Annotated in this window: 21 protein-coding genes; 5 read left to right on the top strand and 16 right to left on the bottom strand. The window is 63.7% G+C overall.

The genetic code is table 11. From position 1 onward, the window contains the following. Positions 1-634: 634 nt before the first annotated feature. On the bottom strand, positions 635-1,105 hold the full coding sequence (locus tag ACS5Q1_RS14360) for a MarR family winged helix-turn-helix transcriptional regulator (RefSeq protein ID WP_473098839.1): 471 nt from the start codon (positions 1,103-1,105) through the stop codon (positions 635-637). A gap of 100 nt (positions 1,106-1,205) precedes the next feature. Between ACS5Q1_RS14360 and ACS5Q1_RS14355 the strand changes: the two genes are divergently transcribed. The 4 genes from ACS5Q1_RS14355 to ACS5Q1_RS14340 all read left to right on the top strand — a co-directional run bounded on the left by ACS5Q1_RS14355 (position 1,206) and on the right by ACS5Q1_RS14340 (position 3,929). Continuing rightward, a complete protein-coding gene (locus tag ACS5Q1_RS14355; protein ID WP_473098838.1) occupies positions 1,206-1,559 on the top strand; it encodes a DUF1428 domain-containing protein in 354 nt (117 codons plus the stop codon). 158 nt (positions 1,560-1,717) lie between these two features. Continuing rightward, a complete protein-coding gene (locus tag ACS5Q1_RS14350) occupies positions 1,718-2,485 on the top strand; it encodes a VOC family protein (protein WP_473098837.1) in 768 nt (255 codons plus the stop codon). Positions 2,486-2,506: 21 nt separating this feature from the next. After that, positions 2,507-3,160, top strand: coding sequence for a glutathione S-transferase family protein (locus ACS5Q1_RS14345; protein ID WP_473098836.1), 654 nt, complete (start codon positions 2,507-2,509; stop codon positions 3,158-3,160). Between the two features lie 64 nt (positions 3,161-3,224). After that, positions 3,225-3,929 (top strand): DUF899 family protein, encoded by a 705-nt coding sequence (locus tag ACS5Q1_RS14340; RefSeq protein WP_473098835.1) that lies wholly within the window; start codon positions 3,225-3,227, stop codon positions 3,927-3,929. Here the strand turns inward: ACS5Q1_RS14340 and ACS5Q1_RS14335 are convergent. Both ACS5Q1_RS14335 and ACS5Q1_RS14330 read right to left on the bottom strand, forming a co-directional pair. Next, positions 3,917-5,245: a sensor histidine kinase gene (locus ACS5Q1_RS14335; protein WP_473098834.1), complete on the bottom strand. Its 1,329-nt coding sequence runs from the start codon at positions 5,243-5,245 to the stop codon at positions 3,917-3,919. The genes ACS5Q1_RS14340 and ACS5Q1_RS14335 overlap by 13 nt on opposite strands. Then, the gene (locus ACS5Q1_RS14330; protein ID WP_203443075.1) at positions 5,242-5,898 is read right to left on the bottom strand and encodes a response regulator transcription factor; all 657 of its coding nucleotides are present in this window, start codon (positions 5,896-5,898) and stop codon (positions 5,242-5,244) included. The genes ACS5Q1_RS14335 and ACS5Q1_RS14330 overlap by 4 nt, the downstream gene beginning before the upstream one ends. Positions 5,899-6,066: 168 nt before the next feature. On the opposite strand from ACS5Q1_RS14330, the gene ACS5Q1_RS14325 reads away from it, so the two are divergent. Further along, positions 6,067-6,306: a hypothetical protein gene (locus ACS5Q1_RS14325; RefSeq protein ID WP_203443074.1), complete on the top strand. Its 240-nt coding sequence runs from the start codon at positions 6,067-6,069 to the stop codon at positions 6,304-6,306. Between the two features lie 190 nt (positions 6,307-6,496). Here the strand turns inward: ACS5Q1_RS14325 and recN are convergent, their stop codons facing one another. From recN to mraY, 13 genes are all read right to left on the bottom strand, one after another. Beyond that, on the bottom strand, positions 6,497-8,173 hold the full coding sequence (recN, locus tag ACS5Q1_RS14320; RefSeq protein WP_473098833.1) for a DNA repair protein RecN: 1,677 nt from the start codon (positions 8,171-8,173) through the stop codon (positions 6,497-6,499). A gap of 11 nt (positions 8,174-8,184) precedes the next feature. Then, a complete protein-coding gene (locus ACS5Q1_RS14315) occupies positions 8,185-9,081 on the bottom strand; it encodes an outer membrane protein assembly factor BamD (RefSeq protein ID WP_473098832.1) in 897 nt (298 codons plus the stop codon). A gap of 192 nt (positions 9,082-9,273) precedes the next feature. Further along, on the bottom strand, positions 9,274-10,218 hold the full coding sequence (gene lpxC, locus ACS5Q1_RS14310; RefSeq protein ID WP_473098831.1) for a UDP-3-O-acyl-N-acetylglucosamine deacetylase: 945 nt from the start codon (positions 10,216-10,218) through the stop codon (positions 9,274-9,276). Positions 10,219-10,510: 292 nt separating this feature from the next. Then, on the bottom strand, positions 10,511-12,208 hold the full coding sequence (ftsZ, locus tag ACS5Q1_RS14305) for a cell division protein FtsZ (RefSeq protein WP_473098830.1): 1,698 nt from the start codon (positions 12,206-12,208) through the stop codon (positions 10,511-10,513). Between the two features lie 106 nt (positions 12,209-12,314). Beyond that, positions 12,315-13,637 (bottom strand): cell division protein FtsA, encoded by a 1,323-nt coding sequence (gene ftsA / locus ACS5Q1_RS14300; protein WP_203443069.1) that lies wholly within the window; start codon positions 13,635-13,637, stop codon positions 12,315-12,317. Further along, a complete protein-coding gene (locus tag ACS5Q1_RS14295; protein ID WP_473098829.1) occupies positions 13,634-14,623 on the bottom strand; it encodes a cell division protein FtsQ/DivIB in 990 nt (329 codons plus the stop codon). Before ACS5Q1_RS14295 ends, ftsA begins: the two co-directional genes overlap by 4 nt. After that, entirely contained in the window at positions 14,590-15,513 is a 924-nt protein-coding gene (locus tag ACS5Q1_RS14290; protein WP_473098828.1) for a D-alanine--D-alanine ligase, read from the bottom strand. The genes ACS5Q1_RS14295 and ACS5Q1_RS14290 overlap by 34 nt, the downstream gene beginning before the upstream one ends. Before the next feature lie 56 nt (positions 15,514-15,569). Continuing rightward, positions 15,570-16,490 (bottom strand): UDP-N-acetylmuramate dehydrogenase, encoded by a 921-nt coding sequence (gene murB, locus ACS5Q1_RS14285; protein WP_473098827.1) that lies wholly within the window; start codon positions 16,488-16,490, stop codon positions 15,570-15,572. Beyond that, complete coding sequence (gene murC, locus ACS5Q1_RS14280) at positions 16,490-17,905, bottom strand: UDP-N-acetylmuramate--L-alanine ligase (RefSeq protein ID WP_473098826.1); 1,416 nt, start codon at positions 17,903-17,905, stop codon at positions 16,490-16,492. The genes murB and murC overlap by 1 nt, the downstream gene beginning before the upstream one ends. Then, the gene (gene murG, locus ACS5Q1_RS14275) at positions 17,902-19,020 is read right to left on the bottom strand and encodes an undecaprenyldiphospho-muramoylpentapeptide beta-N-acetylglucosaminyltransferase (protein ID WP_473098825.1); all 1,119 of its coding nucleotides are present in this window, start codon (positions 19,018-19,020) and stop codon (positions 17,902-17,904) included. Before murG ends, murC begins: the two co-directional genes overlap by 4 nt. Continuing rightward, entirely contained in the window at positions 19,020-20,162 is a 1,143-nt protein-coding gene (locus ACS5Q1_RS14270) for an FtsW/RodA/SpoVE family cell cycle protein (RefSeq protein WP_473098823.1), read from the bottom strand. The genes murG and ACS5Q1_RS14270 overlap by 1 nt, the downstream gene beginning before the upstream one ends. 2 nt (positions 20,163-20,164) lie before the next feature. Beyond that, positions 20,165-21,556, bottom strand: coding sequence for a UDP-N-acetylmuramoyl-L-alanine--D-glutamate ligase (gene murD / locus ACS5Q1_RS14265; protein ID WP_473098822.1), 1,392 nt, complete (start codon positions 21,554-21,556; stop codon positions 20,165-20,167). Positions 21,557-21,561: 5 nt separating this feature from the next. Beyond that, complete coding sequence (gene mraY / locus ACS5Q1_RS14260; protein ID WP_473098821.1) at positions 21,562-22,647, bottom strand: phospho-N-acetylmuramoyl-pentapeptide-transferase; 1,086 nt, start codon at positions 22,645-22,647, stop codon at positions 21,562-21,564. Between the last annotated feature and the right edge of the window lies 1 nt (position 22,648).

Genomic DNA, 22,648 nt, shown 5'->3' with positions numbered 1-22,648 from the left:
GTCGATCGAGGGTGGCGCGACAGGCAGCCCGGCTCGATATGCGCTGGTGTGGGATGGAAGAGCCGGGAAGCCTCTTCGCGCACGGCTTCTTGAGGTGGACAGGAGAGGCCGGCTCAGTCAACCGCCGCAGGCGTTGACCGCCTGCTCGGCGACGGCCTTGGACCGATCCCGACCACCAACCCACATCCTGGGCCTCCCGTCGGATGAGGCTGCGTCACCTCAGCCACGGGACCGTGCCTGCTCCCACACTGCGACGCCTCGCGAGCGCGCCCCTCGCCAGGAGCAGATCTACGCAATGATATAGCCGAGGTTAGGATGATTGTCAAGAACAAAATGAGAACATAACATTGCTCTGCTCTGCCGATCCTCTCCTCGACGTCATGGCCGGCCTCGTGCCGGCCATCCACGTCTTCGGAACCGCAGCGTTGCAAAGACGTGGATCCCCGGGACAGACCCGGGGATGACGGTGGAGGGTTTGGCTCCGGTGTCATTCCCGGAAGGACGCGCAGCGAAGGGGAGCGAGAATCCACCTGCACGCTCGGCGCCAAGGATCCCCTTCCCTCGCTGCGCTCGCCGGAAATGATAGCGGGTCGCTCGTCTCTTCTCTCGCTTGGCAGAGAGGAGCGCGTTCAGCTCACACAGAAATCGCGGGTTTCGACCGCGAAAGGCCGTTCAACGCGCTGCGCAGATTGTCCGGCCCCAATCCCGACATGCCGGCCTCGATATCACCGTGAAGGTCGCGCCAGATCGGAATGGCTAAGGCCAGGACCTCCCTCCCCTTGTCGGTGAGGCGCAACAGACGGCTGCGGCGGTCATCCGGATCCTTGGCAATGGCGACCAAGCCGTCGCGCTCGAGCGGCTTCAGGGCTGCGGTCAGGGTGGTCCGGTCCATGGCCAGGAGCTTGGCCACCGGTGCGATGGGCGGTGGCGCCGGGCGGTTGAGGGCGTTCAGCAGTGAGAATTGCCCGGAGGTCAGGCCGACCGGCCGCAGAGCATCGTCGAACAGGCGCGAGAGCGCGCGGGCGGCGCGCTGGACATGCAGACACAGGCAGGTATCGCGTACCAGATGGGTTGTCTCGAAGGGAACGTCCCGGGGGTTTGACATGCGCCAATTATGTTGATATCAACTTATTTGTCAAGAAGAACAGACGCCAAAGCGTCACAAACTCAAGCTTTACTGCCCCAAAACCCAAGGGAGATACGCGATGAAGTATGTCGATGGCTTTGTGCTCGCCGTGCCGGCTGACAAGAAGGAAACCTACCGTAAGCACGCCGCCGAGGCTGCGCCCCTGTTCAAGGAATTCGGCGCCACCCGCATGGTCGAATGCTGGGGCGACGACGTGCCGGACGGCAAGATCACCGATTTCCGCCGCTCGGTGCAGGCCAAGGACGACGAGGTCGTGGTGTTCAGCTGGATCGAGTATCCGTCCAAGGAAGTGCGCGATTCCGCCAATGAGAAGATCATGACCGATCCGCGCATGAAGGCGATGGGCGAGCAGATGCCCTTCGACGGCAAGCGCATGATCTTCGGCGGCTTCATGCCGATCCTCGACGTCTAGAGCATCGGGCCCACTTTTGGGCCCGATGCTCCACCCTTTGAAGAGCGCATCGTTCGAAGCGGAAAACCGGGTCCACTTTTTCGCACGATGCGCTAGCCTCTCGCGAGCCAAGATCTGCCGAAGAAAACCCGGTCCACTTTTCAGCAAGGAGATGCACCATGGCCAACAGACATGGCGATTTCATCTGGTATGAGCTCCTGACCACCGACGCCGATGCAGCGGCCCGTTTCTATGAGACAGTTATTGGCTGGAAGGCCCGGGCTTTCGAAGGCTCCGACATCGGCTACAGGCTCTTCGCGATAGGGAGCACAGACATTGCCGGTTTCATGCCGATCCCGGCTGACGCCAAAGGCATGCGTCCGGGATGGCTGGGCTATGTCGGGGTCGACGACGTCGATTCCATCGCGGCCGAGATCGTCCAGGCCGGAGGCACGCAGCATATGCCGCCGACCGACATTCCCGGCGTCGGCCGCTTCGCGATGGTCGCGGATCCGCAAGGTGTCGTGTTCTACGTGATGCGCGGCACAATGGAAGGAACGAGCACGTCCTTCTCGCCGAACGAAACCGGGCATTGCCAGTGGAACGAGCTTTCCACCTCAGATCAGGCCGCGGCACTTGCCTTCTACAAATCCCGCTTCGGCTGGGAGAAGGGCGATGCGATGCCCATGGGCGAGATGGGTGACTACCAGTTCATCAACCATCACGGCCAGACGATCGGCGCTGTCATGCGACGCACGCCCGACGGACCGCCACCGGCGTGGAACTTCTACTTCGGCGTCAATGACATCGATGTGGCCGCGCGGGCCGTATCCGGCCATGGCGGCACGATCCATTACGGCCCTGCCGAAGTGCCGGGCAACATCTTCATCATCGTCGCCAGCGATCCGCAGGGAGCCATGTTCGGCCTCGTCGGTCCGCGCAACTGATTGCATGCAGGAGCGAGTTTCATGACCATCCACGTATCGGCCTTCCGCTGGGTGCCGCCGTTCGCGCAGGGCTATGTGCGCGACCTCCGCGTGCGCTGGGCCCTGGAAGAGGTCGGCCTGCCCTACGAGGCCAACCTGATCGATCCGAAGATCCAGGCTTCTGAGACCTATCGCGGGTGGCAGCCTTTCGGCCAGGTCCCTGCCTATCGCGACGACAAGGTCGAGATCTTCGAATCCGGCGCGATCGTTCTGCATCTCGCCGAACGGTCGGAGGCTCTCGCGCCAAGGGATGAGGCCGGGCGTGCCCGCGTGACCACCTGGGTGCTGGCAGCGCTGAACTCGGTCGAGCCATCTGTCATGGAACTGGCTGATATCGATATCTTCCACCAGGGAGAAGCCTGGACGAAGGAACGCCGCCCGCAGGTGGAGGCCATGATCTGCACGCGATTGGCCGACGTCAGCACATGGCTCGGGGGCAAAGACTATCTGGAAGGCCGCTTCACGGCCGGCGATCTCATGATGACAACGGTGCTCCGCAATCTTGGCGAATCCGGCCTTCTCGCGCGCTTCCCCGATCTCGACGCCTATGTCCGTCGGTGCACCGCACGACCGGCCTTCAGCCGTGCGTTGGAGGCGCAGTTGAAGGCCTTCAGGGACAATCCACCGGCGGCGTGAGTGTCGGCGCTGTCAGGCGGACTTTTGAACAAAGAGAACAGCACGATCTCCAGAGGAGCATTCCATGGCCGATAAACTTGTTCCCGCCGCAGAGCTGGCGCGCCGCTCGCCGGTGCGCTTTCCGAACGAAAGCGCAGAATACCGTGCCGCACGCACGGCTCTGCTGGCGGAAGAGATCGACTTGCGCCGCCATCTGGAACGCGTGGCGGCGCAGCGGCGCGCCCTGCCGCCCGGCGGCGAGGTGACAGGCGATTACCGTTTCGAAGGCGAGAACGGCCCGGCGAGCTTTGCCGACCTCTTCGGCAACAAGCAGTCGCTCGCCGTCTACAGCTACATGTTCGGCCCGCAGCGCGAGCGCCCCTGCCCCATGTGCACCAATCTTCTCGGTGCGCTCGAAGGCAACGCGGCCGATGTCCAGCAGCGCATGGCGCTCGCCGTCGTTGCCCGCTCTCCGATCGAGCGGCTGATTGCCTGGAAGAAGGAACGCGGCTGGAAGAACCTGCGGCTCTACACGGATCTCAACGGCAACTATTCCCGCGATTATCACGGCGTGCTGCCGGACGGGTCCGAGATCCCGAGCTTCAACGTCTTCACCCGCCGCGACGGAACCATCCGCCATTTCTGGAGCGGCGAGATGACCGGCGATTCCGCCGATCCCGGCCAGGACCCGCGCGGCGCTCCTGACCTGGCTCCACTCTGGAACGTTCTCGACATGACGCCGGAAGGGCGTGGCACGGATTGGTATCCGAAGCTGAATTACGGGATGTGAGTTTCTGGACGAAGGGGAAGTTCGATGCGGACGACGAGCCCGCATCGATCCGGTTTGTTTTGCAGCGAAATGCGGCCTCCCATCCGGGCCGCCAAGGCTTTGACGATTGAAAGCCCAAGGCCCGTTCCTTCCTGTTCATGATCGCCGCGAACAAAAGGGTCGCACACACGTTCGAGCAATTCGTTCGAGATCCCAGGGCCGGTATCGGCAATCTCGATCTGCTCCTGTTCTTTTGCCCGTCGGGCAGAGACGGTGATCTGACCACCAGGTGGCGTGTAGCGAATGGCATTGTCGAGGAGGTTGGAAAACATCGCGACGAGATCCTGCCGTTCGGCATGCACCACTCCGGTCGGTAACGCGATGGAATCAAGCCTGATGCTTTTGCTCTCTGCCAAGGGAGCGACGCCACGCATCGCTTCCTGCAGCGCGTCGGCAAGCTCAACCCGCTGTGGCGCCTCTATCGACACGGGGGTCTCCGCGCGGGCAAGCGTCAGAAGCTGATTCGTCAGAGTCGACATCCTCCGAAGCGCAAGATCCATATCATCCAGAATTTCTGTCGTCGCTTCGCCATTCGACGCGTGTCGCAGAGTACCGGCCTGAATTCGAAGAGCTGTCAGTGGCGTGCGCAGCTGATGCGCCGCGTTGGAGACAAAGCGCTGCTGCGATGCAAGCAATTCCGCGAGTCGCTCGAGCGCCTTGTTCATCGCCTGGATGAGGGGAGCGATTTCGCTAGGCACATCCGCTGTGGCCAGTTGCCGTGTGGAATCGGGCTTGCGAGCCATGAGTTGGCTGGTCAAGGCATCCACAGGCGTGAGGATCCGGCCCACGAGCCAGCGCACGAGAAGCGCCGATACGGGGATGAGGAATAGGACGATGATGATCGCTGGCAAGGCCGCCATCAGGGCAAGTTCCTGACGCACACTGGCCCTTTGAGAAACCTGAACGGTGCCGTCGTCCAAGACCCAGGTGTAGCTGCGCCACTGCCCGCTCGGTGCATCGAAATTCGCGAATCCGGTCGCCGCCTGACGCGGCAAATCGAATCCTGGAGGAAAAGATTTCAGCAGGCGTCCGTCGGCGTCCCAGCTTTGAACGACAATCATATCGTCCGGTTCGAGCGGTGGCGTCGGCATCTGTGCCAGATCGTCAACCGAACTGACCACATTGAAAGCGATCTCGCGCATCTGATTATCGAGGAAGTTGTCCGGATCCTGCTGAGCCGCAATGTAAGCTCCCAAACCACCGAACAATCCGAACAGAATCAAGAGAGCGGTGAACCAAACCGTCAGGCGCGCGCGGAGCGAGTTGCGATGCTTCATTTCATCACCATCCAGCCGACTCCGCGGACATTGCGGATGATATCATTGTCGAACTTCCGGCGGATGTAGTGGATCAGCACGTCCACCGCGTTGCTCTCAACCTCATCTCCCCAACCGTAGAGAGCATCCTCGAGCTGCTTGCGCGACAGGATGGCTCCGGGTCTTTTAAGCAGCGCTTGAAGGAGTGCAAACTCTCGCGCAGGGAGAAGCTGCGTGATTCCTTTATAGCTTGCCTCATGGGCTGCGAGATCGAGAACGATTTCAGAGGATCGGATTTGCGATGTCGAATGTCCCGCATGGCGCCTGACGACAGCCCGAATCCGGGCTGCGAGTTCATCGAAATCGAACGGCTTCACGATGAAGTCGTCCGCTCCCAGATCCAGGCCCGCGACGCGGATTTCGACATCATCGCGCGCCGTGATGATCAGCACCGGCGTCCCATCCTTGCTGCGCCGCATTTCCTTCAGCACATCGAGACCGGATGTACCCGGAAGACCGAGATCGAGCAGGACCGCCGAGTAGCAGTTCGCGCTCAAGGCAGTGAGCGCGTCGTCCCCTGAGCGGATCCAGTCGATTGCGGCGCCGGAGCCCTCGAAGGCTCGCGTCAGGCTGCGTCCGATCAACGGATCATCTTCGACCAGCAAAACCCGCATGATGGTTGCTCACGATGCAAGGTGAGTTCAATCCAAATCCGGCGGAAATTCAACGATGCAATTTGCCGCCTGAAGCGGTCGTCCTTCGCCCTCATTCTCTCCTAAGTCGCACGTCCTAAGGTTTCTATCCGGTACCCCCGAGGTGCTGTCATTGAATGGAGAGATCCCATGAAAAAGCTTCTCATCGCCGCTTCGACCCTGGCTTTTCTCGCAGCGGCTCCGCTGACCGCACAGGCGGCAACATCAGGAGCTTCGGCGATGCCGTCACAAAACTCCAAGCACGCCACCGTCCGGCATCATACAGCCGCGAAGAAGGGTCACATCAACGAGGCGAAGAAGAACGTTTCATGTCCTGCCGGGTCGACGAACGCGGCCTGCCACCCGTCATCGACAGGTGCCATCCGCTAGAGCATCGGCCCCAAAAGTGGACCTAATCCGGTGCTCCACTCTTTGAAGAGCGCATCGGCCCCGAGAACAAGCTCACTTTGAGATCGAGCCGATGCTCATCTTAAATGGATATCGTGCGAAAAGCCGGATCCACCTTTCGCACGATATGTCCGCCACCGGGTGGGCAACTCGGCAATGAAGAAGGTAGAGGTTAGTGCGCGGCGGCTTCCAGCAGCCGCGCCGCAGCCGCGCGGGCTTCTTCGGTGATCGTCGCACCCGCAAGCATGCGGGCGATTTCTTCGCGACGGGGGGTCGCTTCAAGCGGAATGACCCGCGTCGCGACCCGGTCCTCTTTTCCGCGCACGCCTTCCTTGGCGATGAGGAAATGGCTGCCGGCCTTGGCGGCGACCTGGGGCGCGTGGGTGACGGCCATGACCTGAACCTTCCCCGCCAGGCGCGCGAGGCGCTGGCCGATGGCGTCCGCCACCGCGCCGCCAACGCCGGTGTCGATTTCGTCGAAGACCAGGGTTGGGGCCGAGCCCTTGTCCGCCAGCACGACCTTCAGGGCCAGCATGAAGCGGGAGAGCTCGCCGCCCGAAGCCACCCTCATGAGAGGACCCGGGCGGGTGCCCGGATTGGTCTGGGCCCAGAACTCGACCCGTTCGAACCCGCTCGGATCGCGGCTGGTCTCGTCGATCTGGATATCCGTGATGAACCGTGCCCGCTCCAGCTTGAGGGGCGGCAGCTCGGTCTGGACGGCGGCATCGAGGGCCTGGGCGGCCTTCTTGCGGCCTGCGGAGAGCGCCTTGGCGGCCTTCACATAGGCCTCGTCGGCTTCCTTCAGGGCCTTCTCCAGAGTTCCCAGCTGCTCCTCACCCGCATCGATGGCAGCGACATCCTCCTCGAAGCGCTGGCGCAGGGCGGCGAGCTCGTCGGCGGGAACGTCGTACTTGCGGGCGGCGGCGCGGAGGGCGAAGAGGCGCTCCTCCGTCTGTTCCAGCTCGCGCGGGTCATATTCGGTGGCGCGGATCGCCTCTTCGAGGGCCGCCCTCGCCTCGTCGATGGCGACGAGCGCCGCATCCAAGGCCTTCACGCTGGGCTCCACGAGAGCCGGCGCCTGGGCGCCGCGGCGCTCCAGCTTGCGCACGGCGGCCGAGAGCTCGTTGACCGGGGACGTGTTGCCGGCGACGACCTCATAGGCCTCGTTGAGGTCCTGGGCCACCTTTTCCGATTGCATCATGATCACGCGGCGCTCGGCGAGGGCTTCCTCCTCGCCCGCCTGCGGGTTGAGCGTCGTCAACTCCTCGACCGCATGGCGCAGGAAATCGGCTTCCTTGCGCGCCTTGTCGATGCGGCTGCGGTGCTCATGCAGGGCATGCCGCGCCTCGCGGACACGGCGCGAAGCCTCACCCACGGCCTGAATTTCACCCGATAGGCCCCCGAAGGCATCGAGGATGGTGCGGTGCGTCGCAGGATCGACCAGGGCGCGGTCGTCGTGCTGGCCGTGGATCTCGACCAGGGTCGCGCCGATGGCCTTGAGCACCTGCACGCTGACAGGCTGATCATTGACGAAGGCGCGGGTGCGCCCATCGGCCACCTGCACGCGGCGCAGGATCAGGTCGCCGTCGACATCGATATCGGCCTCCGTGGCGATGCGACGGGCCGGATGGTCGAGGGGACAGTCGAAGACGGCCGTGACCTGGCCTTGGTTCTCGCCATGGCGCACGAGGCTGCCGTCGCCGCGGCCGCCGAGGGCCAGAGCGAAGGCATCGAGCAGGATGGATTTGCCAGCACCGGTCTCACCCGTGAGGACGCTCAGCCCCTCATGGAAGTGAAGCTCAAGCCTGTCGATGAGGACGATATCGCGGATCGCCAGCTGGATCAGCATGGAAGGTGAGCTTAACCCGTGCGCTGACCGACCTGGGGAACGCCGCGGAAAGCCTTGCTGATCCAGGACTGGGAATCCTCGCGCGGCTCGACGCCGCCCTTGGTCAGCAGAGCATGAGCGTCCTTGTACCAGGGACTGTCAGGGAAGTTGTGACCGAGAACGGCAGCAGCCGTCTGCGCCTCGTTGACGATGCCCATGGCCATATAGGCCTCGGTGAGACGCTCGAGAGCCTCTTCCACGTGGCGGGTCGTCTGATAGCGCGAAACGACATTGCGGAAGCGGTTGATGGCGCCCGCGTAGTTGCGCTTCTGCAGGTAGAAGCGGCCGACCTCGAGCTCCTTGCCGGCGAGCTGGTCGCTGGCGACCTGGAGCTTCTTGCGGGCATCCGCGACGTATTCGGAAGTCGGATAGCGCTGGATCAGCTCCTGCAGCGTCAGGATGGCACGCTCGGACTTCTCCTGATCGCGGGTGATGTCCGGAATCTGGTCGTAATAGGACGACGCCATCAGGTAATAGGCGTAGGCCGCATCGGACGTGTTCGGGTAGCTCTGGAGATAGCGGCGGGATGCCGTGATCGATTCCTCATAGAAGCCGCCCTCGTAATTGGCGTAGGCCTCCATGATCAGCCCCTTACGGGACCATTCGGAATACGGGTACTGTTTATCGAGGCTGGCGAATTTCTTCACCGCACCGTCGAAATCGCCTTTCTGCACCCGGGCGAGACCGTCGTTATAGATCTCCTCTGCGGGGGCACCCGTCACGATCTCGGGCTTGTAGGTTTCGCTCTTGTCGAACGGGTTCAGCGACGAAAGGGATTCGCAGCCCGCGAGCCCCAAGGCGCAGACGCCAAGGATTAGAGCGCGGGCGGACGCGCCTTTCATACCTGCATAAGCCTTCGCGAACGACATGCCTCGCGGTCCTCCAAAAACCGTGCCCGATGTTTTAACGATGCACCAGGGTTCTTTAGCCCAAGCATAGGGGCAGAGCCAAGCCCATACGTTAGGGTTTTATCCAACAGGAATTAAGAAAGCCTGCATGACATCATGCGGCCAATGGGCGCTCGGGCTTCGCCGCGGGGTGAGTGCCGCCCGAAAGCGACCTCAGTGCATCTCGGGGGCGAGAACCGAAGCCGCCACGTTGCCGATATCGGCATAGCCCGTCTCGCGGCGCGGAATGGCGTCCACGATGGCGTAGTTGGAACGGTTCGAGAACAGAGCCTCGAGCACCGAGAAGTTCATGCGGTGGCCGCCGCAATAGGACCGGTAGGTGCCGAGCAGCGGCAGACCGGCGAGGGACAGGTCGCCGACCGCATCGAGCAGCTTGTGACGGACGAACTCGTCCGCATAGCGCAGGCCCTCGGGGTTCATGATGCCGTCGTCGCCGATGGCGACCGTGTTCTCGAGGGAGGCACCGAGGGCGAAGCCGGCGCTCCAGAGCTTCTCCACATCGCGCATGAAGCCGAAGGTGCGGGCGCGGGAGATCTCACGACGGAAGACGGAGGGAGAAAGGTCGACGACCTTGCGCTGGCGACCGATCACCGGAGTCGGAAAATCGATCTCCACGTCCAGGCGGAAGGCGCGGTCATTGGGAAGAAGCTCGGCAAACGCCTTACCCTGCGTGACACGGACCGGCTTGAGAACCTTCAGATAACGGCGGGTGGCGCCCTGAATTGCGATGCCGACCTGGTCGATGGCATCGATGTAGGGGGCGGAGCTGCCGTCTAGGATCGGAACCTCCGGCCCGTCGATCTCGACGAGCACGTTGTCGATGCCGAGGCCGGCAAGCGCCGCCATGAGGTGTTCGATGGTGGCGACCGCGCCCGTATCGCGGTCGCCAATCACCGTGCAAAGCTCGGTGGCGGTCACCGCCAGATGCCGAGCGTCGATCAGTCGGTCCAGGCCGCCCGGCAAGCCGGTGCGGAGGAAAGCAATACCATGATTCACTTCAGCCGGATGAAGGATCATCTTCACTTCATCCCCGGAATGAACTCCGGTTCCAACGAGGGTCACGGCAGCGCGAAGCGTGGTTTGCTGGCTTTGCTTCATTATTCCTGAACCTCAACTACCCTTGTCGCCAAACTGAGCCTATTTCGCCGGGGAAGGTGCAGTTGCTGCGTTGTGACTTCCGACCGGCAGGCTTCTCATTAGCGCTGCCCCTTTAACGTGGAGGCACCTTAGTCCTGCTGTCAGGCTAGGCCAAATCACGCTTTCTTACTTTGTGTTACAATTTGGATAACTCGCAAGCCATTGATATTAATGATTTTTTAACGAAGAAGGCCCCCAGCCGTATCGGGCTGGGGGCCTTTTGTAACATCTATGACCAGGCGTCAGGCCAAGCTTAGTTGGCTTGGCGACGCAGGAAGGCGGGAATCTCCAGCTGATCGTCTTCCGACTGAGCCCGGGGAGCCGGGGCCATCGGGGCCTGTTGAGGACGCTGGGCCTGGGGCGGCATGGGCCGGCGGGCATACTCGGCATGGACCGAAGACATGGCCTGACGCGGCGCTTCCTGACGTGGCTCGGCCGGAGCGTGCTGGGGCTCCTCGCGGCGGCCGAAGCCGATGGTCGCAAGGCGCTGGATCAGCGAAGGCTTATGCTCATGAGCGGTCTCCTCGCCACGGCTGGCACGGATCTGATTCTGCGCCGGCATCGGCAGCTCGTCGATTCGCGGCATCCGGGCCGGACGCATGGCGCGCTCCGCCTGCGGCGGGATGAAAGCGCCCTGCTCCACCGGCTCTTCATAGATCGGCGCTTGCGGAGCCGGAGCCTCGTAGGCCACCGCCTGGCGGGGCTGAGCCGGCGTGAGAACCACGTCGTCGCGAATCATGGGCTGCGGAGCGGACTCGACCGGCTGAGCCGCCGCGACAGGAGCCGCAACGGGGGCCGGAGCCAGAACGGGCGTGCCCTGGGTCAGGATCGGAGCCGCCTTCACCGGTTCAGGCTGGGCGGCGGAACGAAAAGTTGGCGTCACCTGGGTGGTCGTGGCGCGGGCCCGGGCCTCGGCGCGCAGGCGCTCGGCCACTTCGGAGATGCGCTGCTCGGTCGCCGTCAGATCGCCGCCGTTCTCCAGCATGGCATGGTCGATTCCTGTCGCCACGACGGAGACGCGGATGATGCCTTCCAGGCTCTCGTCGAAGGTCGCGCCGAGGATGATGTTGGCATCCTGGTCCACTTCCTCGCGGATGCGGGTGGCTGCTTCGTCGAGCTCGTAGAGGGTGAGATCGTTGCCGCCGGTGATCGAGATGAGCAGACCACGCGCACCCTTCATCGACACGTCGTCGAGGAGCGGGTTCGCGATGGCCGCTTCAGCCGCGCGGATGGCGCGCTTCTCGCCGGACGCTTCGCCCGTACCCATCATGGCCTTGCCCATGCCGCGCATGACAGAGCGCACGTCGGCGAAGTCGAGGTTGATGAGGCCTTCCTTCACCATCAGGTCGGTGATGCAGGCAACGCCGGAGTAGAGCACCTGGTCGGCCATCGCGAAGGCGTCCGCGAAGGTCGTCTTCTCCGTGGCGACACGGAACAGATTCTGGTTCGGGATCACAATGAGCGTGTCCACCGCCTGCTGCAGCTCGTTGATGCCGGCTTCCGCCAGACGCATGCGGCGCACGCCTTCGAACTGGAACGGCTTGGTGACGACGCCGACGGTCAGTATACCGAGTTCGCGGGCCGCACGGGCCACGACAGGGGCTGCGCCCGTGCCGGTGCCGCCGCCCATGCCGGCGGTGATGAACACCATGTGCGAGCCTGCGAGCTGATCGCGGATCTCGTCGATCACCTCTTCAGCCGCCGCGCGGCCGACTTCCGGCTGCGAGCCGGCGCCGAGGCCTTCGGTGACCTGAATGCCCATCTGGACCACGCGCTGAGCCTTTGAGGAGGCCAGTGCCTGAGCGTCGGTGTTCGAGACCACGAACTCGACGCCTTCGAGACCGGATTCAATCATGTTGTTCACGGCATTGCCGCCGGCACCGCCGACGCCGAAAACCGTGATGTGCGGCCTGAGTTCCCGGATGTCCGGAGCTTGCTGATTGATAGCCATGACCTGTGCCTCTTCTGGCCTTTATACTGATGAGCGTTTGGCGGACGCTGACCCTTGTTGACTTGAACTCATCACGATGGCCCGCCGCGCCAACGCGTTACTCGTCTTAAAAACTCTCGCGAATCCACCGGCCCATTCGCGAGAAATAGCCGTCGGTTCCCGTACTCTGAAACAAGCCGCTGGAGCGCGGCTCGAAATACTCGATATGTGCCACCTGCGGATAAACCAGGAGGCCGACCACTGCCGAAAAGGCAGGGCCCTTTGCCGCTTCAGGCAGACCCTTGATGCCGAGCGGACGCCCGACACGAACCTGGCCCTGCAAGATGCGGCGCGCCGTTTCCGGCAGCCCGACGAGCTGGCTTGCGCCGCCCGTCAGCACAACCCGTCGTCCGGCCTGGGCCGCAAAGCCCGCGCCCTTCAACCGGTCACGCACGAGTTCGAGAACTTCCTCGACCCGCGGCTTGATGATGCGAACGAGGTGCGATTTCGGCAGATGATTCGGAACGTCACGTTCGTCCTCATCGACCTGCGGCACCGCGATCATATCCCGGTCATCCGCGCTCGAAGTGATGGCGGAACCGTAGAGAGTCTTGAGCCGCTCGGCTGCGGACACGCGGGTCGTGAGACCGCGCGCGATGTCCATGGTCACGTGATGACCGCCGACAGCGATGGCATCGGAATGCACCAGATGGCCGTTGGAGAAGATGCCGACGCTCGTGGTGCCACCGCCCATGTCGACCACCGCGCAGCCCATATCGGCCTCGTCGTCAACGAGAGCCGAGAGACCTGCCGCATAGGGCGTGGCGATCACGGCCTCGACGCCGAGATGGCAGCGCTCGACCGCGAGCATGAGATTGCGTGCGGCCGCCGCCTCGGAGGTGACCACGTGCAGGTCCGCGCCGAGACGCTCGCCGATCATGCCGGCGGGATCGACGATGTGGTTCTGCTGATCGAGCGAGAATCCGGTCGGCAGCGCGTGAAGAACGGTCCTTCCACGACGCAGGTCGTAGCTCGATGCGGCATCGAGCACACGATGAATGTCGCCGGAGCTGACCGCACCGCGCACGGGGATATGCGCTTCGAAATGCTCCGACGCGAGACGCCCGCCGGTAAGATTGACGATCACCGACTGGATCTCGACCTTCGCCATGCGCTCGGCAGCGTGAACCGCCTGACGGATCGCGCTTTCGGCGGCTTCGAGATCGACGACCACGCCGCCCTTCAGGCCCATGGAGCGCTGATGACCGATGCCGAGAATGCGCGCCACGTGGGTGCGGCTGCGCAGCGACTCGACCTCGTCGGCCGGCTTCAATTCCGCCACGACGCAGACGACCTTGCTCGTGCCCACATCCAGGACCGAGAGGATGGCGCTCTTGCGCGCGGACAGCGGCTTCAAGCGAGGCGTCAAACCGTGACCCGAGAGACTCATGTATCGACCCCCTTGCCGCGCATTGGTTTTTTCTTGAGTGCCTCGGCGCGGGCCAGGGCTGCCTCTTCCGTCAAGCGGACGACGACACGATCCGCCATGCGCAGATCGACCGCCAACACGTCCTTTTCCAGAATCTTCTGCTCGTGTTCGAGCTTCACGAGTCGGGCCAGCGCATCGGCGGCCCCGAGCTCCGGCAGGCGCACGTCCATGCCGTTATCCATCTTGAGCGTCCAGCGCCGTCCGGCGACGAGCGTGCCGGCTCGAATGCGGCTCTTGAGCGGGCCTGCGGCTTCGAGCAGCGCGAGATAATCCTTGCTGCGGGTGTTGGCGCCCTCGCCCACGACGAAAGGCAGATCGAGGTAGCGCTCGTCCTGCATCAGGTCGATCACCGTACCGTCGGCGGCGATGACGAAGAGCTCGCCGTTATGCTGCCAGATGCCGTGCGCCTCGCGCTCGGTGAGCGTGATGACGAGTTCGTTCGGATAAAGCTTGCGCACGGTCGCCGACTTGACCATCGGCACGCGTTCCAGGCGTTCGCGCAGATCGCTCACGTCGAGGAAGGCCAGCGACAGCTTGGAATTGATGCCCGCTGCTGCGAGAACCTCGCTCTCGGTCATCTGCGAGATGCCGGAGATCGTCACCTGCTCGAGGCCGAGGCCGACCACACGGGCCAGGGCATGATGCGGCTCGCCGTGCTCATGGATGAAGCCATCGATATGACCACCCTGCCAGAGACCGAATCCGACCACAGCACCGAAGAAGCCGAGAGCTAAGCCCGTTCCGAGAAAGCGGGGAAGACGCCGCTCGAGCGGGACGCTCGCCGAGCGCCGGCGCACGCTGCGCGAGGAGCCGAAGATCTTTTTGATTCGCGAGGGCTTCTTGAAGTGGGAGGCACCTGCCGCCCTGCCTCCGGAGGCAGAACGCGCAACGGCGAATCCGGCCGGGTAGGCCGTCATCGGTTGCAGGTAGCGTCCTCCACCATCCATTGCACAAGCTCGCCAAATGAATAGCCCGCATGGGCTGCCAGTTCTGGCACCAAGCTCGTCTCGGTCATGCCGGGTTGCGTGTTGACCTCCAGAACGACGAGTTCCCCGGTTCCTTCAGGAGTGTCGTCGTACCGCAAGTCGGCGCGGCTGATTCCCCGACAGCCGAGCGCTTGATGCGCCGTTAACGCCAACTCTTGGACCTTTTGGTAAATATTCGGTTTAATTTCTGCCGGGAGGACGTGAATGGAGCCCCCCTTCACATATTTCGCATCGTAATCGTAGAAGACCCCGGTGGCGGGTTGGATATCGATGACCCCAAGGGCCCTGTCACCCATGACCGCGCAGGTGAGTTCCCGGCCCGCAACATATGATTCCGCAAGGACTTGCTCGCCGAAGGCCCAGTCCTCACGGGTCAGTTCCTGGGGCGGATGGGAGCGGTCCTCGCGGACGATGATGACGCCGACGGACGAGCCTTCGTTGACCGGCTTGATCACGTAGGGCGCCGGCAGGACGTGGCTTTTCGCCGCCTCCAAACGGTTAACGACCATGCCCCGGGGAACCGGCACACCGGCCGCGGCCATAACCATTTTGGCCTTGTCCTTCTGCATGGCGAGCGCCGAGGCGAGAATGCCGGAATGGGTGTAGGGAATCCTTAAGATTTCGAGCAGACCCTGGATGGTTCCGTCCTCGCCCACACGGCCGTGGAGCGCGTTGAACACCACATCCGGCGCTACGGCCTGAAGCACGGTGGCGATGTCGGGCTGCACGTCGATGGGGGTGACCTTGTAGCCCAGCTCTTCGAGAGCCTTGCAGCAGGCCCGGCCCGACGCCAGGCTCACCTCGCGCTCCGCCGACCAGCCGCCATAGAGGATGGCAACATGCTTCGCCATGGGTCTCTCCCGTCATGCGCCCCGGCAAGCCGGGATGATTGATTAAGTGATTCGGATCAGGCCTTCGCCAGTCCGACCCGCTTGATTTCCCATTCGAGCTCCACGCCCGACGCCTCGCGGACGCGGCGGCGTACCTCCTCGCCCAAGCCTTCGATATCGGCCGCGGAGGCGGAGCCATGGTTGATCAGGAAGTTGCAATGCATCTCGGAGACCTGAGCATCGCCGATGCGAAGCCCGCGGCAGCCCGCAGCGTCGACCAGCTCCCACGCCTTCCTGCCCGGCGGATTCTTGAAGGTGGAGCCGCCCGTGCGGGTGTTGACCGGCTGCGTCGAGGAACGCGCCTCGGTGATCGCGTTCATCTCGGCGAGGATCTCGTCCGGATTGCCGGATCGGCCCTCGAAGAGAGCTTCCGTGAAGATCACATCGTCCGGCACGCTCGAATGGCGATAGGTGAAGCCCATCTGCGCATTGGTAAAGCTCACCGCCTCACCGGTCCGCGTGACGCCCTTCGCCTCGACGAGCACGTCCTTCGTCTCGCCGCCATAGGCGCCGCCATTCATGCGCAGCGCCCCGCCGATGGCACCGGGAATGCCGCGCAGGAACGAGAGACCAGCGATGCCAGCCTCAGCCGCCGCGCGCGCCACCTTCACGTCGGGCGCGCCGGCGCCGGCACGCACGCGATGCCCCGGCTCAACCGACACATCGGCAAAGCCTTTGCCCAGACGGATGATCACACCTTCCCATCCACCGTCGCGAATGAGAAGATTGGAGCCGAGGCCCACGACGAGAACCGGCACGCTGCGATCGAGGTGCTGCAAAAAGTATGCGAGATCGTCCGCATCGACCGGTGTGAACAGCACCTGCGCCGGACCGCCTGTGCGGAACCACGACAGCGGCGCCGTCGGCGCATTCGCCTCCAGCTTACCGCGCAGTTCGGGCATGCTGGCTTTCAGGTCGGGAACGATATCGGCAAACATCAGGCAGCCTTCTCACCCAGATGCTCGAGCTCGCCCGGCAGCGCATAGGCCCATTGGGTGATGTTGCCGGCCCCGAGACAGATCACGTAGTCACCCGGCTGTGCGATGCCCCTCACGAGGCCTGCGAGGTCCTCCGACTTTTCGAGCGCCATCACGTTGCGATGGCCGCGCGCCTTCAGGCCCGACACGAGGCCGTCGCGGTCGGCGCCCGGAATCGGCTGCTCGCCCGCCGCATAAACGGGAGCGACGATGACCGCATCCGCATCGTTGAAGCAGGTGCAGAACTGGTCGAACAGGGACGACAGGCGCGAGTAGCGGTGCGGCTGCACCACGGCGATGACCTGTCCGTCCGTCGCGGCGCGTGCAGCTTTCAGCACCGCTGCGATCTCGATGGGATGGTGGCCGTAATCGTCGAACACGGTGATGCCGTTCCAGTCGCCGGTGCGGGTGAAGCGGCGCTTCACGCCGCCGAAGCCGGCAAGTGCCTTGCGGATCGCATCGGGTGAGACGCCGAGCTCGTGCGCGACGGCAATCGCAGCGGTTGCGTTGAGCGCGTTATGGGCGCCCGGCATCGGCAGCACGAGGTCTTCCAGCTCGAGACGGAAACCGGGGCGGCGGTCGCGGATCATGACACGGAACTTGGTCTGTCCGCCGCGCGGATCGACATCCATGATGCGCACGTCGGCCTGCGGGTTCTCGCCATAAGTGATGATGCGCCGGTCCTCGATGCGACCCACGAGATCCTGCACGGTCGGATGGTCGATGCACATCACCGCGAAACCGTAGAACGGGATCGAGTTGATGAAGGAATGGAACGCGTCCTTGATCGCGTCGTACGTGCCGAAATGGTCGAGATGCTCGGCATCGATGTTGGTGACGATGGCGACGTCCGCCGGCAGCTTCAGGAAGGTGCCGTCGGATTCGTCCGCCTCGACCACCATCCACTGGCCGTCGCCCATGCGGGCATTGGTGCCGTAGGCATTGATGATGCCGCCGTTGATGACAGTCGGATCGAGCCCGCCTGCATCGAGCAGAGTCGCAACCAACGAGGTCGTGGTGGTCTTGCCGTGGGTGCCGGCCACCGCGACACAGGACTTGAAGCGCATGAGTTCGGCCAGCATCTCGGCGCGGCGCACGACGGGCAGGCGCTTCTCGCGGGCGACGATCAGCTCCGGGTTGTCGCGCTTGATCGCGGTCGAGACCACGACGATTTCCGCATCGTCCACATTCTCGGCCTTGTGGCCGATAAAGGTCTTGATGCCCTTATCGTTGAGGCGCCTGACGTTGTAATTGTCGGCAGCGTCCGAGCCCTGCACCGTGTAGCCCAGATTGTGCATGACCTCGGCGATGCCCGACATGCCGATGCCGCCGATGCCGATGAAGTGAATGGGACCAAGCTTCGGCGGCAGTTTCATGGTTTTTTTCCGTTATTGTTCGAAGGAATGAGGGTAAGAACGGCTTGCGCCAGACGCTCCGCCGCATCCGTAATCCTGGCGCTATGTGCAGCGGCGGCGGCTTTGGTCAAGCGGTCAGGCTCTTGAAAAAAGAGCTGAATTTCGTTTGCCAAGCGCTCAGGGGTGAAGTCCGATTGCGGACAAACGATGGCAGCGCCCAGATCTCCAAGGGTTTTGGCGTTGGCCGCCTGGTCCTGATCGAGGGAGCCCGGCAGGGGCACAAGGATCGAGGGGCGGCCGATCACCGCCAGTTCCGCCACCGTCGAGGCGCCCGACCGCGAGACCACGAGATGGGCCTGGGCCAGCCTTTGCGGCAGGTCCTTGAAGAAGGGCTCTGCCTCGAATTCCACATTGAGATTCCGGTAATGCTCGCGCACCCGATCCAGATCCTCGCCCCTTGCCTGCTGAGTGACGACGAGGCGTGCGCGCAGATCCGGTGGAAGCATTTCGATTGCGGACGGCACCACATCGCTCATCACCCGCGCGCCCTGGCTGCCGCCGACCACGAGGAGATGAAGCTTTCCGTTCGGCGTCAGGCTCGCATAGGGATGCTTCGCCGCCTCCAGAACCGCGGGACGGATCGGGTTGCCCGTGTGGACGAGTTTGCCCGGCACATTCGCGGGAACGCCCTTGATGTCGGCGAAGCCCGTGGCGATCACGCTGGCGCGGCGGGCGAGCAGGCGGTTGGCGCGGCCCATTACGCCGTTCGCCTCGTGGATCACTGTCGGCACCTTGAGGAAGGATGCGGCCAGAACCGGCGGCACGGTGGGATAGCCGCCGAAGCCGACGACGACATCGGGCTTCATCTGCCGAATGAGAGAAGCCGATTTCAATGTTCCCCGCCCCAGCAACAGCGCGGCCTTCGCTATCTGCGGCAGCGAGCGGCCGGAGGGCGTCGCGGAAGAGACCTCAACGATCTCGTCGGCCGGGAACGAGCCGGCATAGGCATTGGCGCGCTTGTCGGTGGCGAGCGCCACCTTGGCGCCGGAGGCCTTCAACGCATTCGCCAGCGCTTCGGCCGGAAACAGATGACCGCCAGTGCCGCCGGCGGTCAGGAGGATGAGAGGAGCGCTCATCAATGCGCCCTGTCCTGGCCGTAATGGTCCATCATCTCGGCGCGCGGACGCCGCCGTGTGAGCGCGATGAGGAAGCCCATGCCGAGCGCGAGCGACAGAAGCGACGAGCCGCCATAGGAGATGAAGGGTAGCGTCATGCCCTTGGCCGGCATGAGATGCACGTTCACCATCATGTTGATGCAGGCCTGCAGGCCGAACATGAAGATGAGGCCTGTGGCCGCGAGGCGGCAGAACGTATCCTCGCTGCGCCGCGCGAGCGTCAGGCCGCGCAGCACGATGAAGGCGAAGACCACCAGGAGCGCGATGCACACGACGATGCCGAATTCCTCGGCCGTCACGGCGAAGATGAAGTCCGTATGCGCATCGGGCAGGATGCGTTTGACCGTGCCCTCGCCCGGCCCGCGCCCGAGCCAGCCGCCACGTGAGAAGGATTCCATCGCCGTGTCGACCTGGAAGGTATCGCCGGATTCCTTGTCGAGGAAGCGCTCGATGCGGGCACGCACGTGCGGCAGGAATTCATAGGCCGCCACAATGCCGACAAGCCCGGCGCTGCCGAGGCCCATCACCCAGAACCAGTGCAGGCCCGCGATGAAGAACAGGCCGCACCACACGATGGTGACGAGCATGGTCTGGCCGAAATCGGGCTGGAGGATGAGCGGGATGATGGTGGCGGGCAGAAGCAGGAAAGCCAGCAGGGTGCCCGGTACGTCCTTGCGCCGCGCGCCTTCCGAGAAGGCCCAGGCGGAGAGCACGACGAAAGCGGGCTTCACGAACTCCGACGGCTGCAGGCCGAGCGGGCCGATCATGATCCAGCGATGCGCACCCTTGATCTCGGGACCGTATTGGAACGCCAGCAGGATCAGCACCATGCCGACCGCATAGACCAGCAGCGCCAGACGCCGGATGTGGCGAAGCGACAGGAACGAGACTGGGATCATGATCGCGAGCGCCGGGATGAGGAACATCACCTGCCGGTTCACGAAGTGGAAGGTGGAGAGGCCGAGCCGCTCTGCGACAGGCGGGCCGCCCGCCATGAGGAAGACAAGGCCCGCCAGCATGAGGATGGCGAGACCTGCGAGGAGCAGACGATCGACAGTCCACCACCAATCGCCGAAGGCCGAGCGTTCCGCACGTGACACCATGTCTAAGCCCCCTTGGCTTCGATGCCGGGTAACGCCCGGACCAGATCGCGGAAATGATTTCCGCGCACTTCGTAATTCGGAAATTGATCGTAGGACGCACAGGCCGGCGACAGCAGCACAACGGCGGAGCTACCGAGCGCCTGGGCATCCGCTGCCGCCTGTGCCACAGCCTTATCGAGAGTGCCGCTCTGGACATGGGGAACGGCGCTGCCGAGCGTCTCGGCAAACTCATCCGAGGCCGCGCCGATGAGATAGGCCCTGCGGATCTTCGGGAAATAGGATGTCAGCGGCTCGATGCCGCCTTCCTTCGCCTTGCCGCCGAGGATCCAGAAAATGTCGTCGAGGGACTTCAATGCCTTCTCGGTGGAATCCGCGTTGGTGGCCTTCGAGTCGTTGATGAAAAGGGTCGATCCGATGCGGCCGACCTCCTCCATGCGATGCGGCAGGCCAGGGAAGGTCTGCAGGCCGGAGCGGATCTGCTCCGGAGAAACATTCAACGCCAAAGCGACCGCGACTGCCGCGGCGGCGTTCTGCGCATTGTGTGCACCGCGCAAAGAACCGATGCCCGACAGATTGGCGATGGGAGCAGCGTCGGAATCCGTCACGCCGACAAGCGTTTCACCGTCCGCAAAGACGCCCTTCCCGCTTAACGGCTCGACCGAGATGCGGGCGACATTCACACCCTTCGCCGCACAGGCATCGGCAATCGCACGACTCATCGGGTCGTCGACGCCGATGACGGCGAGGCCCGCCCTCGCGACCAGTCGCTCCTTGATGGCCGCGTAGAGGTCCATCGTCCCGTGCCGGTCGATGTGATCCGGCGACAGGTTGAGATGAACACCAATCGTCGGCGCGAGCGACGGCGCGAGGTCGATCTGGAACGAGGAGCACTCGACCACGTGGATGCGGCTGTCCGACGGCGGCTCGAGCGACAGGATCGCGGTGCCGATGTTGCCGCCCATCTGCACGTCGCGGCCGGCCTCGCGCAGGATATGCGCGACGAGGGCCGTCGTGGTGGACTTGCCGTTCGTGCCGGTGATCGCAACGAAGGGCGCATTCGGGGCGATCTTTGCCCGCTCGCGGCAGAACAGCTCGATGTCGCCGATGATCTCGACGCTGGCTTGCCTCGCCAGCGTCGCCGACCAGTGCGGCTCGGGATGGGTCAGCGGCACGCCTGGCGAGAGGATGAGGGATGAGAAGCGCGACCAGTCGGCCTTGCGCAGGTCGGCGGTCTCGATGCCCTTCGCGTTGGCCTCGGCCATCTTTGCCGGGTTGTCGTCGCAGGCGATCACATGCGCCCCGCCCTCCTTCAGGGCAAGCGCTGTCGCGAGCCCCGAGCCGCCGAGGCCGAAGAGCGCGACCGTTCTGCCAGCGAAGGTGGTGACGGGGATCATGCGTCTTACCGCAGCTTGAGGGTGGCGAGACCGGTGAGCGCGAGCACGACGGCGATGATCCAGAAGCGGATCACCACCTGCGGCTCGGTCCAGCCCAGCTGCTCGAAATGATGGTGGATCGGCGCCATCTTGAAGACGCGCTTGCCCGTGAGCTTGAACGACGTGACCTGGATGATGACGGACATGATCTCCAGCACGAAGAGGCCGCCGACGATGGCAAGCACGATCTCGTGCTTGGCCGCGACCGCGATGGTGCCGATCATGCCGCCGAGCGCCAGCGAGCCCGTATCGCCCATGAAGATCTGAGCCGGCGGCGCATTGAACCAGAGGAAGCCCAACCCCGCGCCGATGAGCGCGCCGCAGAGCACTGCCAACTCGCCGGTGCCGGGGATGAAATGGATCTGCAGGTAGTTGGAGAACACCGCGTTACCGGACAGGTAGGCGATGAAGCCGAAGGTGCCTGCCGCGATCATCACCGGCACGATGGCAAGGCCGTCGAGGCCGTCGGTGATGTTCACCGCGTTGCCGGCGCCGATGATGACGAAGCCGGCGAAGACGATGTAGAACCAGCCGAGATTGAAGATCAGGTCCTTCGAGAAGGGTAGCGCCAGTTTGTTGGCAAGGCCGGGCGTCGCCATGTAGGAAATCGCGATGCAGGCAAGGGCCGCGATCAGCGCCTCGATGGCAAGGCGCGAGCGGCCGGAAAAGCCCTTGTGCGACTGCTTCGTGACTTTCAGATAATCGTCATAGAAGCCGATGGCGCCGAAGCCCACGGTGACGAAGAGAACGATCCAGACATAATGGTTTTCGAGATTCGCCCAGAGCAGGGTCGAGATCAGCACGCCCGCGAGGATCATCAATCCGCCCATGGTCGGCGTGCCGCGCTTCGTCAGCAGGTGCGATTGCGGCCCGTCCTCGCGGATCGGCTGGCCCTTGCCCTGGCGCAGGCGCAGGAGCGAGATCATCCACGGGCCGAACAGGAAGACGATCAGCATGGCGGTCGCGGTCGCGCCGCCGGTGCGGAACGTGATGTAGCGGAAGACGTTGAGGGGGCTGAAGTAAGGGCTGAGCTCAGCCAACCAGGTGAACATC

The organism is Microvirga sp. GN3, assembly GCF_055792825.1.
This window is presented reverse-complemented; position numbering and strand designations above follow the sequence as displayed.

Coding starts and splice junctions, on each gene's coding strand:
- ACS5Q1_RS14295 (WP_473098829.1), bottom strand. CDS start 14,623: ATGGATGGTGGAGGACGCTACCTGCAACCGATGACGGCCTACCCGGCC.
- ACS5Q1_RS14335 (WP_473098834.1), bottom strand. CDS start 5,245: ATGAAGCATCGCAACTCGCTCCGCGCGCGCCTGACGGTTTGGTTCACC.
- ftsA (WP_203443069.1), bottom strand. CDS start 13,637: ATGAGTCTCTCGGGTCACGGTTTGACGCCTCGCTTGAAGCCGCTGTCC.
- murB (WP_473098827.1), bottom strand. CDS start 16,490: ATGTTTGCCGATATCGTTCCCGACCTGAAAGCCAGCATGCCCGAACTG.
- ACS5Q1_RS14330 (WP_203443075.1), bottom strand. CDS start 5,898: ATGCGGGTTTTGCTGGTCGAAGATGATCCGTTGATCGGACGCAGCCTG.
- ACS5Q1_RS14345 (WP_473098836.1), top strand. CDS start 2,507: ATGACCATCCACGTATCGGCCTTCCGCTGGGTGCCGCCGTTCGCGCAG.
- ACS5Q1_RS14270 (WP_473098823.1), bottom strand. CDS start 20,162: ATGGTGTCACGTGCGGAACGCTCGGCCTTCGGCGATTGGTGGTGGACT.
- ACS5Q1_RS14360 (WP_473098839.1), bottom strand. CDS start 1,105: ATGTCAAACCCCCGGGACGTTCCCTTCGAGACAACCCATCTGGTACGC.
- mraY (WP_473098821.1), bottom strand. CDS start 22,647: ATGTTCACCTGGTTGGCTGAGCTCAGCCCTTACTTCAGCCCCCTCAAC.
- recN (WP_473098833.1), bottom strand. CDS start 8,173: ATGCTGATCCAGCTGGCGATCCGCGATATCGTCCTCATCGACAGGCTT.
- ACS5Q1_RS14325 (WP_203443074.1), top strand. CDS start 6,067: ATGAAAAAGCTTCTCATCGCCGCTTCGACCCTGGCTTTTCTCGCAGCG.
- murD (WP_473098822.1), bottom strand. CDS start 21,556: ATGATCCCCGTCACCACCTTCGCTGGCAGAACGGTCGCGCTCTTCGGC.
- lpxC (WP_473098831.1), bottom strand. CDS start 10,218: ATGAAGCAAAGCCAGCAAACCACGCTTCGCGCTGCCGTGACCCTCGTT.
- murG (WP_473098825.1), bottom strand. CDS start 19,020: ATGAGCGCTCCTCTCATCCTCCTGACCGCCGGCGGCACTGGCGGTCAT.
- ACS5Q1_RS14340 (WP_473098835.1), top strand. CDS start 3,225: ATGGCCGATAAACTTGTTCCCGCCGCAGAGCTGGCGCGCCGCTCGCCG.
- ACS5Q1_RS14315 (WP_473098832.1), bottom strand. CDS start 9,081: ATGTCGTTCGCGAAGGCTTATGCAGGTATGAAAGGCGCGTCCGCCCGC.
- ACS5Q1_RS14350 (WP_473098837.1), top strand. CDS start 1,718: ATGGCCAACAGACATGGCGATTTCATCTGGTATGAGCTCCTGACCACC.
- ACS5Q1_RS14290 (WP_473098828.1), bottom strand. CDS start 15,513: ATGGCGAAGCATGTTGCCATCCTCTATGGCGGCTGGTCGGCGGAGCGC.
- murC (WP_473098826.1), bottom strand. CDS start 17,905: ATGAAACTGCCGCCGAAGCTTGGTCCCATTCACTTCATCGGCATCGGC.
- ACS5Q1_RS14355 (WP_473098838.1), top strand. CDS start 1,206: ATGAAGTATGTCGATGGCTTTGTGCTCGCCGTGCCGGCTGACAAGAAG.
- ftsZ (WP_473098830.1), bottom strand. CDS start 12,208: ATGGCTATCAATCAGCAAGCTCCGGACATCCGGGAACTCAGGCCGCAC.